Origin of the sequence: Kitasatospora sp. NPDC085879 (assembly GCF_040686255.1) — a bacterium.
Taxonomy (GTDB): domain Bacteria; phylum Actinomycetota; class Actinomycetes; order Streptomycetales; family Streptomycetaceae; genus Kitasatospora.
Genome location: NZ_JBFBJZ010000028.1, coordinates 43,865 through 57,044, shown reverse-complemented (window position 1 = coordinate 57,044; position 13,180 = coordinate 43,865). Strand labels below are relative to the sequence as shown.

Here is a 13,180-nt window from a genome sequence, read left to right as displayed (position 1 = left end):
CCGGCGTGCCGGATCGCTGCCCAGGGTCCCGCGCGGCCGTCGCGTCACGCGTCCGGGGCCGGCCCGGCCGGCGGATTCGGTCCGGTCGGCCCGGCCGGCGGGGCCGGTCCGGTCGGCGCGCCAGGACCACCGGGCGCGCCAGGACCACCCGGTGCGGCCGGTCCGGTCGGTGCGGCCGGTGCGGCCGGTGCCGCGCCGCCACGGGTGCCCCGGCGCCGGACGAGGAGGGAAACGGCGACCAGCACCGCGCCGACCACGCCCAGCACGATGGGCAGGATGGTGCCGACGAGCGAGATGGCGTTCCGGCCGTCCTTGGCGTCGTCCGCGGCTGCCTTCACGGAGTCGGGCGTCTGCCGGTACGAGACGTCGGAGACCGGCAGCAGCGGAAGGAAGGCGCCGTCGCTCGGGGCGACGACCCCGGCCGTGCGCTGCTGGGACCGCTGGGTGTCGACCACGATGCCGGTCTCGGGCTCGATCCAGAACGTGTCGGCGCTCTGGAGCGTGTAGCTCAGCGGAACCGGATCGGGCAGCGTCGGCAGCAGCACGGCCAGTCTCTGCTTCGCCTCCGCCGAGAGGGTCCCGACCTGGGCGACCAGCGCCAGGGTGCTCTTCGGGACGGCCGGCGGGAGTCCGGCGAGCACCTGGGTGTCGGTGATCCGGGTGGCGGGCAGCCTCGCCAGGTACACGTAGGTACTGACGCCGGACCTGCTCTCGGTGCGCGAGTACGTCAGCGGGGTGGTGGTCCCGGTCTCCGGCCGCCAACCGGTGTACGTCTGCTTCTTCGCGCCGATCGGCCAGCTCACCGTCAGGCCTTTGGCGTCGACCACCGTCCAGCTCGCCGGGTGATCGGTGGCCGGTTCGAGGGTCTTTCGGTCGACGGCGTACTGCCAGGTGGTCTTCTCGACCGCGCGGCCTGCCGCGGTCGTCGTCCGGCTGTCGCTGACCAGGGCGGTGTCGTCCGAGGTGTCCAGCACCTTGACGGTCCGTTCGACGGCCATCGGGACATCCCGCTTGACGGCCGAGAGAAGGTTGCCCTTCGCCACCTCCTGCGCGTCGAGCAGGGTCTTGAAGCTGCCGGTGTAGGAGCGCGTGACGTCGGTGTCGCTGGGCACCCGGGCCACATAGGTGGGCGTGACGAAGAACGTGAGGACGAACGCGCCGGCGATCAGGACCAGACCGACCGCGACGCCGACGCCGCGGAGCACCATGTTCGTCCGCATGATCCGCTCTCCCACTGAACTCGATCCGTGCCGCTCCTGTCCGGCCCAGTGTCAGGTGGGCCGGGCACCCGCGCCACAGCGCGGCCCCGACCGTCGTTCCCGGCGCGGGCGCGGTCCCGGCCGCCGACCTGGGACTCGTCCCCGGCGCGCCCCCCGGCCCGGGCCCCGAGCGGATTCGTCTGCGATCGACCGAGCGGTGGACGGCGTGCACCCGCACGGGCGGGGCAACCCCGCTCCCGGCCGCCGGCTGCGGGGTGCCGGCCGGCGAGTGTTCAGCCGGTCCGCTGTCCCGGACCGACGACCAGGAACTGGCCCATCATTCCGTCGTCCTCGTGGCGCATCAGATGGCAGTGGAACATGTACGGGTTCTGCGAGTCGGTGTAGTCGCGGAAGACCACGGCGAGGCGCACCGAGCCCGACGGCGGCACGGCGACCGTGTCCTTCCAGCCGGCCAGTTCCGGTGGGGGAGGGCTGCCGTTGACGTCGAGGACCTGGAAGTGGTTGTCGTGCACGTGGAAGTTGTGCACCCGGTTGTGGGTGTTCGTCACCGTCCAGATCTCCGGGACGTCGACGGTGGCGGTGAGGTCCATCCGGTCCATGTCCATCGGCAGGCCGTTGATCGTGTTGCCGTCGAGTTCGAAGGTCCGTGCCACTGCGGCGGCCGTGACGGGCGGGGGAATCACGGCCAGCTTCGAGGGCGTCGCCGTGCCGGTGCGGAGCTGCGGCCGCGGGTTCAGGAGCAGGATCTCGAACTCCTCGCTCCGGGCGGCGCCTGCGGACGGTCCGCGGCCCTTCCTGGCGGGCAGCGGGGTCGGGAAGGAGCGCAGGGTACGCGGCCGGCCGGCCTGCATGCGGACGACGATCTCCGCCCGCTCGCCGGGCGTCAGTGGCAGGCGGCGGAGCCGGACGGGGGCCGCGAGCAGCCCACCGTCGGAGGCCACCATCTCGAACTCGCCGTCGTCGTCCAGGCCGAGGTTGTAGACCCGCATCGTCGAGCCGTTGAGGATGCGCAGGCGCACCCGGTCGGTGGCGACCGGGGCATACGCTCCCGCGATCCCGTTCGCCGTCACCGTGGGACCGAGCAGCCCCGTCCCGGCGTCGTCGCGTTCGTCCAGGGTGCCGTCGGGGTTGAGCTTCTTGTCCTGCACGATCACCGGGAGGTCGTCGATGCCGTACTCGTGCGGCAGTCCCGCGCCGGTCTCGTCGTCGACGAGGAACAGCCCGGCCAGGCCGCGGTAGGCGTGCACCTGGGTCGACCCGTGGGGGTGCGGGTGGTACCAGAGGGTCGCCGCGGGCTGGGCGATCACCCAGGAGGGCTCCCAGATGGCGTCCGGGGCGATCGGCTGGTGGGGGCCGCCGTCGAAGCGTGCGGGCAGATGCATGCCGTGCCAGTGGACCGAGGTGGTCTCGGGCAGGCGGTTGCGGACCCGGACGCCCACCGTCTCGCCGGTGCGGGCGCGCAGGGTCGGACCGAGGAGGTCCTGCGAGTAGCCCCAGGTCGGGGTGGATGTGCCGGGCACGATGCTCGCGCTGCCGGGCCGCGCTTCCAGGGTGAACCACCGCACGCCGTTCTCCGTGCGGGATTCCGCGAGCGGCGGGATCGGCAGCCGCCGGTAGCCGGCCGGCCCGTGCTCCTCGGGCACCGGCCCGCTTCCCGCTCCGTCGTGAGGCGGCGTCTTCCCGGCGGTGCCGGCGAGGCAGCCGGCCGTCAGCACCGGCGACGAGACAAGGCCGGCCAGCACGGCACGCCGCGACCACATAACCACCTGGCCACCACCGATCGGACAGGGAACCCGTTCGACGGACGCACTGTCCTGGCGCCGTCGGCAGGCGTCGGTCGAATCCGACGAGGAGTCCGAAGCTAACATCCGTCGACGCCGTAGGACGTGGTCGGACAGGGCGGTGGCGCAGCTTTCGCGGTAGACCACCCGTTCGTACGAGTGTGCGGCGGAGACCGCGGTGGAGAGAGGGCCGGGACCGGCGACGCCGGGCGCCGCGGTCGAGGTTCCGACAGCGGCGCCCGGCGTCCTGACCAGAGGTCAGGGGAGGTAGTACATCGGGTTCGGGATCTTGTACGTCTTGCCGGAGTGGCCGCCGGACAGGTCGCTGTACTGGTCGCCGAAGTTGGCCACGATCTGGTACCCGAGGCTCTCGATGTGCGCGCGGGTGCCGGACTTGTACTCGATCGTGGTGCAGGTCGAGCCGCAGGCCAGGTACGCCGGCGGGTTCTCCTTGTTCTTCAGGTACAGGTGCGTGGCGTCCGCGGTCGGGAAGCCCACGGCGGACAGGTTGGCCGCGGTGTACGAGCGCTGGGACTCCGGCCGGCCGGTGACGAAGAAGACGGTGTAGCCCTGCTGCTCGGCCCACTTCGCCAGGGTGTTCATGCCGAAGACGGCAGGCATGGTCTTGGTGGCGATGTACTGGGCGTTGCTCGCCGGGCTGTAGACGAACGTCGTCTCCAGCTCGTAGTTGTACGTCGACAGCGAGGTGTCGTCGACGTCGAGCACGATCGCCTTCTTCTTGCCCTTGTCGTGGCGGGCGCGGTTCTGCAGGTACTGCTTGGCGTCCTTCTGTATCCCGGCGACCTGCTTGGCGTAGTTGCCGGTCGCCGACGGCCAGTGCTCGCCCTGCGCGTCGACGGTGTCGCCGTAGTACGCCTTGATGTCGTTGACCTCGTCGGTCATGTTGGTGATCTGACGGTCGCTCCGCGGAGCCTTGGAGTCGGCGACCGCGAAGCCGCCGCCCGCGACCGCACCGCCGACGACCACGCCGACGGCGAGGGTGGCGAGGGTCTTCGAGCGGTTCCCGAGGGTCTTCCTGACCATGTGGTTCTGCCCTTTCTACCGCCGGGAGGGGCGAACGCGAGTCGTTCCACCTGCCCGGCGCGCACGATGCGGGGATGAACGTACGGGCGGGTAACCAGGCAGGTCAAGCAAACTCTACGCGCAATGTCTACGCGCGATGCGCGCGGGCCGTGCGCCACTGCCCGTGGGCCCCGCGCGCCGGCATCCGCATGCTTCCGCTTCGTCAACTCGCCACCGCTGCCATGACGCCTGACGGCGATTCGGCGACGCCCGCCGACCTGCCGCGCCGGCCGCGACCGAATGTGACGCACCACCAGGCCAGAGGGTTCAGCGGGTCGACGGCAGCCGACGCACGGGACCGTCCTGCCGCTCCGGCCCTGCCCTGAACGGCAGCCGGGCACTCCGCCGCCGCGACACAGCGAGGGAGGGCCGGGCTACCGCGTTCAGCCGTTGCGTGCCGCCTCCGGGCCGGTGATCCGCCGCAGCAGTGGCAGCGTGGAGGCGATGATTCCGAGCGAGGCCGCCAACCCCAGTGCCACCAGCGCGAAGTACACTGCGCCGGGCGACACCAGCGCATAGTGCATCTGGGACTTCAGGAACAGGTGCGCCGCCAGCAGACCCGTCCCCGTCGCCACCCCCGCCACCACCAGCAGCGGCAGCGCACTCTCCAGCGCCACCACCGAGCGCAGCACACCCAGCGGAGCCCCGCCGAGCCGCAGCAGCGCGAACGGCCGCCTGCGGTCCGACAGCCCCGCCACCACACTCACCGCCAGACTGCAGCCCGCGATCGGCAGGGTGGTCAGGATGACCACGTTCGCCAGCTGCCGGAAGCCGGCCAACTGCCGCTGCTGGTCACTGCCCCAGTCCTTCACCATCCGCGACTCGTGGTCCGGGAAGGCCCGGTCGAGCACCGTCCGCACCCGCTCCGTCGCCGCCGTCGAGCCGTCGGTCGTCACGTACACCATCTGCACGGGCAGCGCGGCCAGTTGCGCCGACGAGACGGGGGCAGCCGGCCACTTCCGGGTGGCCGCCGTCTGCAGGTCGACGAACTGGTACATCGGCACGGCCGCGACCTCTGCCGCCGGCGCGCAACCACCCACCACCGGGGCGCTCGCCAGCTCCGAGCAGAGCACCAGGCCCGGCGCCCACGGGCGCGGGTCCGTCGGATCGGCCGCCACCCGGGCCGGGTTGGCGTGCACCACCACTGCGCCGCGGTACCCGGGCACGGCCTTCAGCTGGGTGAGCACCGCCTCCGGCACCCGGTCCGTCATCGGCGGATCGTCCAGCAGCGCACCGTGCTGCACCGCCGCGCGCGTCTGCGGATCGCCGCTCAGCACACCGCGGTTGGCATTGATCGTGCCGATGATCCCGACCGTCGCACTGGTCACGAAGAGCGCCAGCACCAGGCCGCTCACCGACCGGAAGCCCGCCTTCGGATCGTCCGCCAGCCGCCGCACCGCGATCAGCGAGGCAGGACGCGAGGTGCGCCGCGCCACCAGCCGTGCCGCGGCCATCGTCAGCCACGGTCCGGCCACCACCAGGCCCAGCATCACCAGCACGAACCCGGAGAGGTACGCCCAGGTCTGGCCGTCCGTCGTATCCGGCCGCCGGTCCACGAACCAGGCCAGCTCGCCGATTCCCGCCGCCAGCGGCACGAGCCGCCACACCCTTGGCGGGCGCGGCGTCACCCGCCGGCTGACCCCCAGCGGCGACACCGACACCCGGCGAAGCGCCAGTCGCGCTGCCGCCGCCGCCGCGACCGGCACGCCCAGAGCCACCGTGAGCATCTGCACCGCATGCAGGGTCAGATCCCCTGCGAAATACCGGTCGCCGGTGAACGGCACCTGCGCCACCAGTGGTCTGAGCAGCGCGAACAGTCCGAAGCCGGCCGCCGTGCCCGCCACCGCCGCCAGCGTCGACTCAACCGCCGAGATCAGGGCCACCTGGCCGGGAGTGGCGCCCACCAGCCGCATCGCCGCGAACCGCTGCTCGCGGCGGGCCGCCGACAGCCGCGTCGCCGTCCCGATGAACACCAGCACCGGGAAGATCAGCGCACCGGCCACCACGGAGAGGATCAGCGTCATCGCGTCGCCGCGCACCCCCATGCCCGGGCAGTCGTTGTCGCACTTCGCCGGCAGGGCGTCCGCGATCGTCGTCACCGCCCGGGCACCCGGGGCGGTCCGGACCTGTTCCGCCGGGCGGCCCACCACCGCGATCAGCGAGTCCGGCGAGGGCAGCGCGGCATCGCCCAGCACCCCGGCGAGCCTGCCGGGGAAACGGTCGCCGAGCTCCGCCGCCGGGACGTCCGCGACGAGCTTCGCCAGGGCGGGCGAGGCGTAGTACTCCCCGGGCGCCGGTAGGGCGGCCATGCCCGGTGGCACCGGCGAGGTCGGACCGGTCGCGGCCACGTCCACCTCGAAGATCGGCTTGCCGTCGTAGTGGTCGTCGTGCGCCCGCCACCACAGTGGGTCGACCGGGGCGGTCGCCGTCCGGGCCGCCGCACCGGTGTTCCACCACAACTGCCGTTCGTTGGACGCGTCCACCGCGTTGATCCCGGCCAGCGTCGACAGCAGCAGCGCCACGCCGACCGCCACCGCCGCCGCGATCGAGACCAGCCTGGCCAGCGCCTCCCGTCCGCCGCTCACCGAGAGCCGCAGCGCCAGCGCGATCACGACGCGATCCGATCCACCGACAGCGAGGTCACCCGGCCGTCGCGGACGATCGCCTCCCGGTGCGCGTACGCCGCCACCCGCGGCTCGTGCGTCACCAGCACCACCGTGGTGCCCTGTTCGCGCGCCGCACCCACCATCAGCTCCATCACCTGCTCGCCGGTCAACGAGTCCAGCGCACCCGTCGGCTCGTCCGCGAACAGCACCCGCGGACGGGTCACCAGGCCGCGCGCCAGCGCCACCCGCTGTGCCTGGCCGCCGGACAGCTCTCCGGACCTGCGCCGCTCCAGCCCGTCCAGGCCGAGCCGGGCGAACCACGGCCGGGCCTCCGCGAGCGCTGCCGCACGGCGGGTGCCGCTCAGCAGCATCGGCAGCGCGACGTTCTCCTCGGCGGTCAACTCGGGGACGAGCTGGCCGAACTGGAAGACGAAGCCGAACCGGTCCCGGCGCAGCGCGCTGCGCTCGGACTCGCCGAGGCGATCGATCCGCCGGCCGTCGAAGAGGACCTCGCCGGAGTCCGGTGTGAGGATGCCGGCCAGGCAGTGCAGGAGCGTGGACTTGCCGGAGCCGCTCGGCCCCATCACGGCGAGCACCTCGCCCGCGCCGACCGTCAGGTCCGCGCCGCGCAGCGCCGGGGTCTCGCCGAAGGCGAGGGTCACCCCGCGTGCCTCGATCAGTGCGCCCGTCATGACCGCACCGCCTCGGCGATCGCGTCCAGCCGGGCCACCGTCAGGTCGATCCAGCGCAGGTCGGCCTCCAGCCGGAACAGGCCGTGGTCGGCCAGCAGGGTGTCCAGGAGGGCGCCGGTGCGGCGCAGTTCGGTGAGTTCGCGCATCCGCTGCATGTGTGCGGCCCGCTGTGTGTCGAGGTACCGCCCGGCATCGCGGCCGAGCATCAGCGCCAGTACGACCTTGGTGAACAGCACCGTCTGCAGGGTGGGTTCGGGAGCGACCGGCTCCGCCAGCCAGGTCTCGAACTCGGTCACCCCGGCCTCGGTGATGACATACCGCTTGCGCTCCGGCCCGCCACCCGGTTCGGCCTCGCCGGCCACCACCTTGCCGTCCCGCGCGAGCCGGCTGAGCGTCGCGTACACCTGGCCGTACGGCAGCGGCTTGTCCCGCCCGAACAGCGTGTCGTAGTCGCGCTTGAGGTCGTATCCATGGCTGGGCTCTCGCTCCAGCAGCCCGAGAAGGGTCAGAGGAACACTCATGAGCTGACCATACATCAGGCGTATACATCGAGTGTATACATCGAGAGGATTTTCGGGTCGGCCGGGCCTGGGAACGGTGGGCGGTCAGTTGCCGGGGGTGGTCGAGCCCGGGGTGTCCGGCGAGGTCCCGGTAGGTGCCGGGCGAGTTCGCAGCCGTGCGGGGGCGGCGCCGGCGTCCGGGCGTTGCCTCCGGCGATCCTCGAGGCTGCTGCGGATCATGTAGATGAGGACCAGCGGCCAGCCGACGGCTGCGGCGCAGGACAGGATCGTGCCGAGGATCATGCAGCCGCGGTCCGTCAATGGGTTGTCCGCGGCGGCGAGGCCCTTGGCCGTGCCGGCCGCGACGGCGGGACGAGCCGTCTGCGGGACGAGCAGCCGCCAGGTCACCAGCCCGATCCGCCATTCGTCGAGCTCCGGCGCGGCGGGCCGCGCGAGCGGGAGATCAGGAGGTCGTGTCGCCGTTCCCGGAGGCGAAGAGCGGCCCGCCGCGTCAGGCGACCACGTGGCCCGCTGCCCGGAGGGCGGCCTGCGCGGCGGACACGCATCCGCTGGGCACCAGGACGATGTCGGCGTGGAAGGTCGACGTGACGAAGACCGGGATATCGCCGGCGGCCAGCGGCGTGAGCAGGGCGGCGAGCATGCCCGGCACGTCGACCGCATGGGCGGTGTCGCCGCCGTAGAGCGCGGACCAGCGATCGGCTTCCTCGGGCCGAGCGGGGCGGATGACGGTCAGGCCCTCCGGGGCGCGGACCACGGCGAGCCACTGGCCGTCGGGCAGCGGGGCGCCGTCGCCCAGGTGCTCGATGACGTACTCGCCGGGCAGGAGGCGGAGGTGCTGGGAAACGGCGGAGACCATCCGGGCAGGATGCCACGTGTCCCCGTCCTGCGTGCCCCGGGGGTGAGACCGGCGAGAGGGGCGGCGGCGTCCGTTGGTCGGCGACCCTTGCGGCCTGTCCGATGCAGAGTAATGATGATTACATGATTACGTCAGAGCAGGAGGCCCTGCGCGGCTGGTTCACCGGCCGGCTGCCGGAAGGGCTGTTCAGTGAGCTGGTCGAGATCGCCGTGGACCGGGAGGAGATCACGGTGGTCGGGCGCATCCCGCCGCCCGAGTTGGCGGACGGGGTGTCGGAGGGCGAGCGGGAGGCGGCGGTGGAGGGGCGGATCGCCGAGTTCCGGGAGCGGACCCGGGAGGCGCGGATGACCGTCGCGCGCGAGGCCGAGCGGCGGTACGGGCGCAAAGTCTCGTGGGGGGCCGAGTGCGACGGCGTCCGCGGGATGTTCACCACGGTGTCGGCGCCGGTGATGACCCGGCTCCGGCAGCCCGAACGGCAGGTGCTGGACACCCTCGTCGAGGCCGGGGTGGCCCGCAGCCGCAGCGACGCGCTGGCCTGGTGCGTCCGACTCGTCCAGCGGCACTCCGAGACCTGGCTGGACGAACTCCGCGAGTCGCTGGAGAACGTCCGGCGGCTGCGGGCCCAGGGGCCCGACGCCTGAGCGGCGTTCAGCGCGCGGCCGGCGCGTCCGCCACCCCCGCCCCCGGCACGACCGGGCCCTCCCAGAACTTCGAGAGTGCCCCCTCCTTGAACGGGCTCGGGCTCACGCTCAACTCCCCGGCGAACGGCCGGTCCAGGACGAGCACCAGCAGCAGACTGAAGCCGATCAGCGCCGCCACCGAGCCCACGAACAGCAGCTGGATCCGCCGACTGCGGATGCCGTACAGGAAGGTCAGCGGCAGGATCACCACCGCACCCCCGTACACCAGCACCTGCAGCAGCACCGGCAGTTGCTGGCCGCTCTGGGTGATCCTGGCCCGGCGCTGGCCGGCCACCTGGCCGATGCTCTCCACCGCCTGGTCGTAGAAGGTCTGCTCGGAGTGCGTGTCCGGCTGGTAGGCCTGCAGCGCCTGGTAGACGGCCTCCAGCTTGGCGGCGGTGCGGTTGTAGTCGCCCTCGCCCGCCCGCATCAGCGGCCACTGCTGCTCGACCACGGCATGCACGTACCCGTCGACCGCCCGGTTCACCTGATCGCGCTGCCCCGGCGGGAAGGCCTGCGCGTCCCGGACGATCTGGGCGGCGGCGGTGGCCTCCGTGGCCACCACGGTCTCGGCGCTCTCCAGCTGCGTCCAGAGCGTGACGATGACGAAGGCGAGGATCACGCCGTAGATGGCGCCGAACATGCTGAGCACCACGCCCACCATGTCGTTGTGGTCACCGCTGGCGGTCTGCGGGTAGCGGCGCCGGGTCAGCGCGCTGCCGAGCAGCGCGACGACCACGACACCGCCGACCACGATCGCCGCCAGGGTGAAGGTCGACACATTGTTGAGCAGCCAGACCTCCACCGTCAGACTCCCGCGGCGGCGACCGGCCGGGAGATCACGGCGATCCGGTTGTAGGTGTTGACCACGCTGGCGGCCCAGGCGACCAGGGCCGCCTCCTGCTCGGTCAGGACGGCGCGGGCCGCCCGGTGTAGCGCCCGGCCGTTGATCTGTGAGCAGCGCAGCCGGACGAGTTCCAGCAGCACAGGCTCCAGCCCGGCCGCAGCGGCGGTCTCCTCGACGGCGCCGTGCAGCGCGTTCACGGCGGCGAAGGCCTGCGGTGCGAGGCCGATCAGCGGGAGCGGCGAGGGTGATTCGGTCACGGACCGAGCGTATGCGCCGGAAGGGGCGGAAAAGGTGCCGGACCGTCAGCGATCACTCGCGCGGGGCGCTTTCCCTGGACGTTGACCGTGTCCCCGATTCGGGGTTCGGAGGCGTGATTTCGGCTTCGGGCGAGGAGATGGAGCGTCAACGAAGTGTGTTCCCGGTCCGATCTGCCGTGTGTGTGCGATCGGTCGCTCACCGTGCGGGTGCTCTGACGTTCCGCGGCCGCGCCGATCTCGTGCCGGCAGCCCGTGCGAGACACCCCTTGGAGATCTCCGAGATGACCACTTCCGTGCAGCTCGACCGCACCCAGAAGCGCTTCGACCGCTGGGACGTGAACGGCGACGGCCGGATCGGCCGTGCCGACTGGGACGCCGAGGCCAAGCGCATCCTCAAGGCCTTCGGTGAGGCGCCCGCCTCCCCGGACCGCCTGCGCGACCGACACTGAGACGGCCGCGTGCGGTGCCCCCGGCCGGGCCCGCGCGCAGCGCCGCCAGAAGGCCGGTCGCGGCCAGCACCCCGGCGGCCACGGAGCCGAAGTCCACGCCCAGCGCCACGGGCCGGCCGTTCCGGCGGCCGTGCACCTGCATCAGGCCGCACGCCGCCCGGACGTCCGCCTCGCCGTGCAGCGGCAGTGCCACCGGCCCGGCCCAGGAGATCCGGCCCTCGATCCGGTGCGGCCCCGTGCCGAGCGCGAGGGCGCCCCCGGGCAGCCGCTCGGGGCGGTGGCCCAGGGCGCGCAGGTGGGTGGCTGCCACGTCGAGGACGACGGCCGGTGGAGCCGCCGTCTCCGGGGCGGCCGTCGTGCTGCTCACGGGCGCCGGCCGTGCACGGTGTGCACCAGGTTGGAGCAGGCCCGGAAGTCCGGGTGCGCCAGGACCTCGCGCAGCTCGGCGAGTTCGGCGTCGGTCAGGCCGGCGCGCAGCAGCGGCTCGCGCAGGTGGCGGGTGGTGTGGATCTGCAGCCGCAGCCCGGGGGAGCCGGGCGTCAGCGCGGTGACGTACGGCACCGCCTCGACGTCCGTGAAGCCGGCCCGGCGCAGGGCGGCCGCGCACTCGCGCCCCCAGCCCTGGTGTGAGCCGCGCTCCCGGAACGCCTGGAGCTTGGCCCGCTGGAAGCGCTCGAACAGCTCCTTGGCGCGCGCGTCGGGGGCTAGCAGCACCGGCGCGTACTCGGCGTCGAACTCCACCAGGTGCAGCACCCCGCCGGGCCGCAGCGCAGCCAGCAGACGGTGCAGCACCTCCTCCCGCTCCGGCAGGTGGGAGAGCACCAGCCGGACGTGGATCAGGTCGAACCCGGCCTCCGGCAGCGGGTCGTGGAGGATGTCGTGGCGCTGCACGACGAGGTTCGGCCGCTCCGGGACCGGCAGCGGCGCGAGGTCGGTGGCGAGCACCCGGCCGGCGGGGCCGACCCGGTCGGCCAGCCAGACGGCGATGCTGCCGGCGCCGGTACCGACGTCCAGGCAGTGCAGGCCGGGGCGGACACCGGCGCCGACCAGCCGCTCGATGCTGATCGGGTCGAGCCACTCCGCCAGGCAGCGGTGCTGCTCGGCGGCATGCTCGCTCCTGTTGTCGAACAGGTAGGCGGGGGCGAGGGTCATCGGTGGATCTCCGGTGGAGTCGCGAGCCGGTGGGGACTCAGAGCACGGTGGCCGGCCGGTCGCCCGCGTGGGCGAGCACTCGGTGGGCGGCCGGCCGCCCCGAGCGGACGGCGCCCTCACTGCTCGGGCGCAGCATCACCCAGTCCCCGGCATAGTCGACGGCCCGGGTGGGCCGGGCGAGGAAGGCGGCGCGCTCCCGGACGGCGGCACGCGCCGCCTGCGGCGGCGCGTGCCGGAAGCGGTCCACGAAGGTCCGTACGGTGGCGGCCCGCAGGCCGGGCAGGAACCGCTCGGCCTCGGCGCAGGCGATCTCCACCACCCGCTCGTCCGGCGTGTCCAGCAGCTCCGGGCTCGTCCACGGGGAGACGAACACGCCGGCCAGGCCGCAGCCTTCGGGGACCCGGCCGCGGGCCTTGAGGTGGTCGAGGATGACGCCGGTGCAGACCAGGCTCTCACCGGCCGGCACGGACATCGCGTAGCCGGCCAGTCCGGCGTACGCCCGCCAGGCGATCGGCGGTGACTTCGGTGCGGCCGGTGCGGCGGCGTGCTCCACGGGATCGCTGTCCTCTCAACGGCGGCCGGAGCCCGGGACGAATGGCCGCGGGAGACCGCAGAATCGGGCCGACCGCGCTGACGGTGCGCCAATCCGCAGCGGCGGACGAGAAGTCGGCGATCTCCATGATGACATATGGTGACCGTTCGGATGCATTTCTATGATGAGAGCAGAAAATGGGCCGGTGCCGCCCCGGCGGCGGCCAGGCGATCCGGAATGCTCGCACAATCATTCTTTCCTTCGATCCGGACCCGCAGGTGTCACGGGATCGGATCCATCGGCATCGTGCGTACGCAATGGCGTCCCGTGGCGGCATCGGATGATCACTCGACCGGCTCAGGGATCTCATATTCGGTCGACCGGCGCGACGACCCCTCCGGAGCTCCGCCACGGGGTGCGCCAGGATCTGATGGGTCGTCATATTGCTCACCGGGTAGGGGGAGTCGGCAGGATCCACATGGGCGCAAGCGAACTCTTTGCGTG

The 13,180-nt window shown here is 72.7% G+C and carries 15 protein-coding genes; 2 read left to right on the top strand and 13 right to left on the bottom strand.

Going from position 1 to position 13,180, the window contains the following annotated elements; genetic code table 11:
• Positions 1-44: 44 nt before the first annotated feature.
• The 8 genes from AB0P35_RS21825 to AB0P35_RS21790 all read right to left on the bottom strand — a co-directional run bounded on the left by AB0P35_RS21825 (position 45) and on the right by AB0P35_RS21790 (position 8,759).
• Positions 45-1,220, bottom strand: coding sequence for a porin PorA family protein (locus AB0P35_RS21825; RefSeq protein ID WP_363512939.1), 1,176 nt, complete (start codon positions 1,218-1,220; stop codon positions 45-47).
• A 272-nt stretch (positions 1,221-1,492) separates the two neighbouring features.
• Positions 1,493-2,863: a multicopper oxidase domain-containing protein gene (locus AB0P35_RS21820; protein WP_363512936.1), complete on the bottom strand. Its 1,371-nt coding sequence runs from the start codon at positions 2,861-2,863 to the stop codon at positions 1,493-1,495.
• A 396-nt stretch (positions 2,864-3,259) separates the two neighbouring features.
• A complete protein-coding gene (locus AB0P35_RS21815) occupies positions 3,260-4,045 on the bottom strand; it encodes an HAD family acid phosphatase (RefSeq protein WP_363512933.1) in 786 nt (261 codons plus the stop codon).
• Positions 4,046-4,467: 422 nt separating this feature from the next.
• Positions 4,468-6,696 (bottom strand): FtsX-like permease family protein, encoded by a 2,229-nt coding sequence (locus AB0P35_RS21810; protein ID WP_363512930.1) that lies wholly within the window; start codon positions 6,694-6,696, stop codon positions 4,468-4,470.
• Complete coding sequence (locus AB0P35_RS21805; protein ID WP_363512927.1) at positions 6,693-7,382, bottom strand: ABC transporter ATP-binding protein; 690 nt, start codon at positions 7,380-7,382, stop codon at positions 6,693-6,695. The genes AB0P35_RS21810 and AB0P35_RS21805 overlap by 4 nt, the downstream gene beginning before the upstream one ends.
• Complete coding sequence (locus tag AB0P35_RS21800; RefSeq protein ID WP_095875832.1) at positions 7,379-7,903, bottom strand: PadR family transcriptional regulator; 525 nt, start codon at positions 7,901-7,903, stop codon at positions 7,379-7,381. Before AB0P35_RS21800 ends, AB0P35_RS21805 begins: the two co-directional genes overlap by 4 nt.
• Positions 7,904-7,987: 84 nt before the next feature.
• Complete coding sequence (locus AB0P35_RS21795) at positions 7,988-8,290, bottom strand: hypothetical protein (RefSeq protein ID WP_363512924.1); 303 nt, start codon at positions 8,288-8,290, stop codon at positions 7,988-7,990.
• 103 nt (positions 8,291-8,393) lie between these two features.
• Positions 8,394-8,759 (bottom strand): ACT domain-containing protein, encoded by a 366-nt coding sequence (locus AB0P35_RS21790; protein WP_363512921.1) that lies wholly within the window; start codon positions 8,757-8,759, stop codon positions 8,394-8,396.
• A 122-nt stretch (positions 8,760-8,881) separates the two neighbouring features.
• On the opposite strand from AB0P35_RS21790, the gene AB0P35_RS21785 reads away from it, so the two are divergent.
• Positions 8,882-9,400: a hypothetical protein gene (locus tag AB0P35_RS21785; protein ID WP_095875829.1), complete on the top strand. Its 519-nt coding sequence runs from the start codon at positions 8,882-8,884 to the stop codon at positions 9,398-9,400.
• A gap of 7 nt (positions 9,401-9,407) precedes the next feature.
• Here AB0P35_RS21785 and AB0P35_RS21780 read toward each other — a convergent pair whose 3' ends face one another.
• On the bottom strand, positions 9,408-10,244 hold the full coding sequence (locus AB0P35_RS21780) for a DUF4239 domain-containing protein (protein ID WP_363512918.1): 837 nt from the start codon (positions 10,242-10,244) through the stop codon (positions 9,408-9,410).
• A 2-nt stretch (positions 10,245-10,246) separates the two neighbouring features.
• Positions 10,247-10,543 (bottom strand): hypothetical protein, encoded by a 297-nt coding sequence (locus tag AB0P35_RS21775; RefSeq protein WP_363512915.1) that lies wholly within the window; start codon positions 10,541-10,543, stop codon positions 10,247-10,249.
• A gap of 281 nt (positions 10,544-10,824) precedes the next feature.
• Between AB0P35_RS21775 and AB0P35_RS21770 the strand changes: the two genes are divergently transcribed.
• On the top strand, positions 10,825-10,992 hold the full coding sequence (locus AB0P35_RS21770; protein WP_363512912.1) for a hypothetical protein: 168 nt from the start codon (positions 10,825-10,827) through the stop codon (positions 10,990-10,992).
• Here AB0P35_RS21770 and AB0P35_RS21765 read toward each other — a convergent pair.
• Genes AB0P35_RS21765 through AB0P35_RS21755 form a run of 3 tightly spaced genes read right to left on the bottom strand, consistent with a single transcriptional unit; the run spans position 10,937 to position 12,697 of the window.
• Positions 10,937-11,359, bottom strand: coding sequence for a hypothetical protein (locus tag AB0P35_RS21765; RefSeq protein ID WP_363512909.1), 423 nt, complete (start codon positions 11,357-11,359; stop codon positions 10,937-10,939). The two genes, AB0P35_RS21770 and AB0P35_RS21765, sit on opposite strands and share 56 nt — an antisense overlap.
• Positions 11,356-12,144: a methyltransferase domain-containing protein gene (locus AB0P35_RS21760; protein ID WP_363512906.1), complete on the bottom strand. Its 789-nt coding sequence runs from the start codon at positions 12,142-12,144 to the stop codon at positions 11,356-11,358. Before AB0P35_RS21760 ends, AB0P35_RS21765 begins: the two co-directional genes overlap by 4 nt.
• Before the next feature lie 37 nt (positions 12,145-12,181).
• On the bottom strand, positions 12,182-12,697 hold the full coding sequence (locus tag AB0P35_RS21755) for a hypothetical protein (RefSeq protein ID WP_363512903.1): 516 nt from the start codon (positions 12,695-12,697) through the stop codon (positions 12,182-12,184).
• Positions 12,698-13,180 lie beyond the last annotated feature (483 nt).

Excerpts from the sequence above, each read along its gene's own strand:
- AB0P35_RS21760 (WP_363512906.1), bottom strand. The coding sequence starts at position 12,144 with ATGACCCTCGCCCCCGCCTACCTGTTCGACAACAGGAGCGAGCATGCC.
- AB0P35_RS21815 (WP_363512933.1), bottom strand. The coding sequence starts at position 4,045 with ATGGTCAGGAAGACCCTCGGGAACCGCTCGAAGACCCTCGCCACCCTC.
- AB0P35_RS21790 (WP_363512921.1), bottom strand. The coding sequence starts at position 8,759 with ATGGTCTCCGCCGTTTCCCAGCACCTCCGCCTCCTGCCCGGCGAGTAC.
- AB0P35_RS21825 (WP_363512939.1), bottom strand. The coding sequence starts at position 1,220 with ATGCGGACGAACATGGTGCTCCGCGGCGTCGGCGTCGCGGTCGGTCTG.
- AB0P35_RS21770 (WP_363512912.1), top strand. The coding sequence starts at position 10,825 with ATGACCACTTCCGTGCAGCTCGACCGCACCCAGAAGCGCTTCGACCGC.
- AB0P35_RS21805 (WP_363512927.1), bottom strand. The coding sequence starts at position 7,382 with ATGACGGGCGCACTGATCGAGGCACGCGGGGTGACCCTCGCCTTCGGC.
- AB0P35_RS21800 (WP_095875832.1), bottom strand. The coding sequence starts at position 7,903 with ATGAGTGTTCCTCTGACCCTTCTCGGGCTGCTGGAGCGAGAGCCCAGC.
- AB0P35_RS21785 (WP_095875829.1), top strand. The coding sequence starts at position 8,882 with ATGATTACGTCAGAGCAGGAGGCCCTGCGCGGCTGGTTCACCGGCCGG.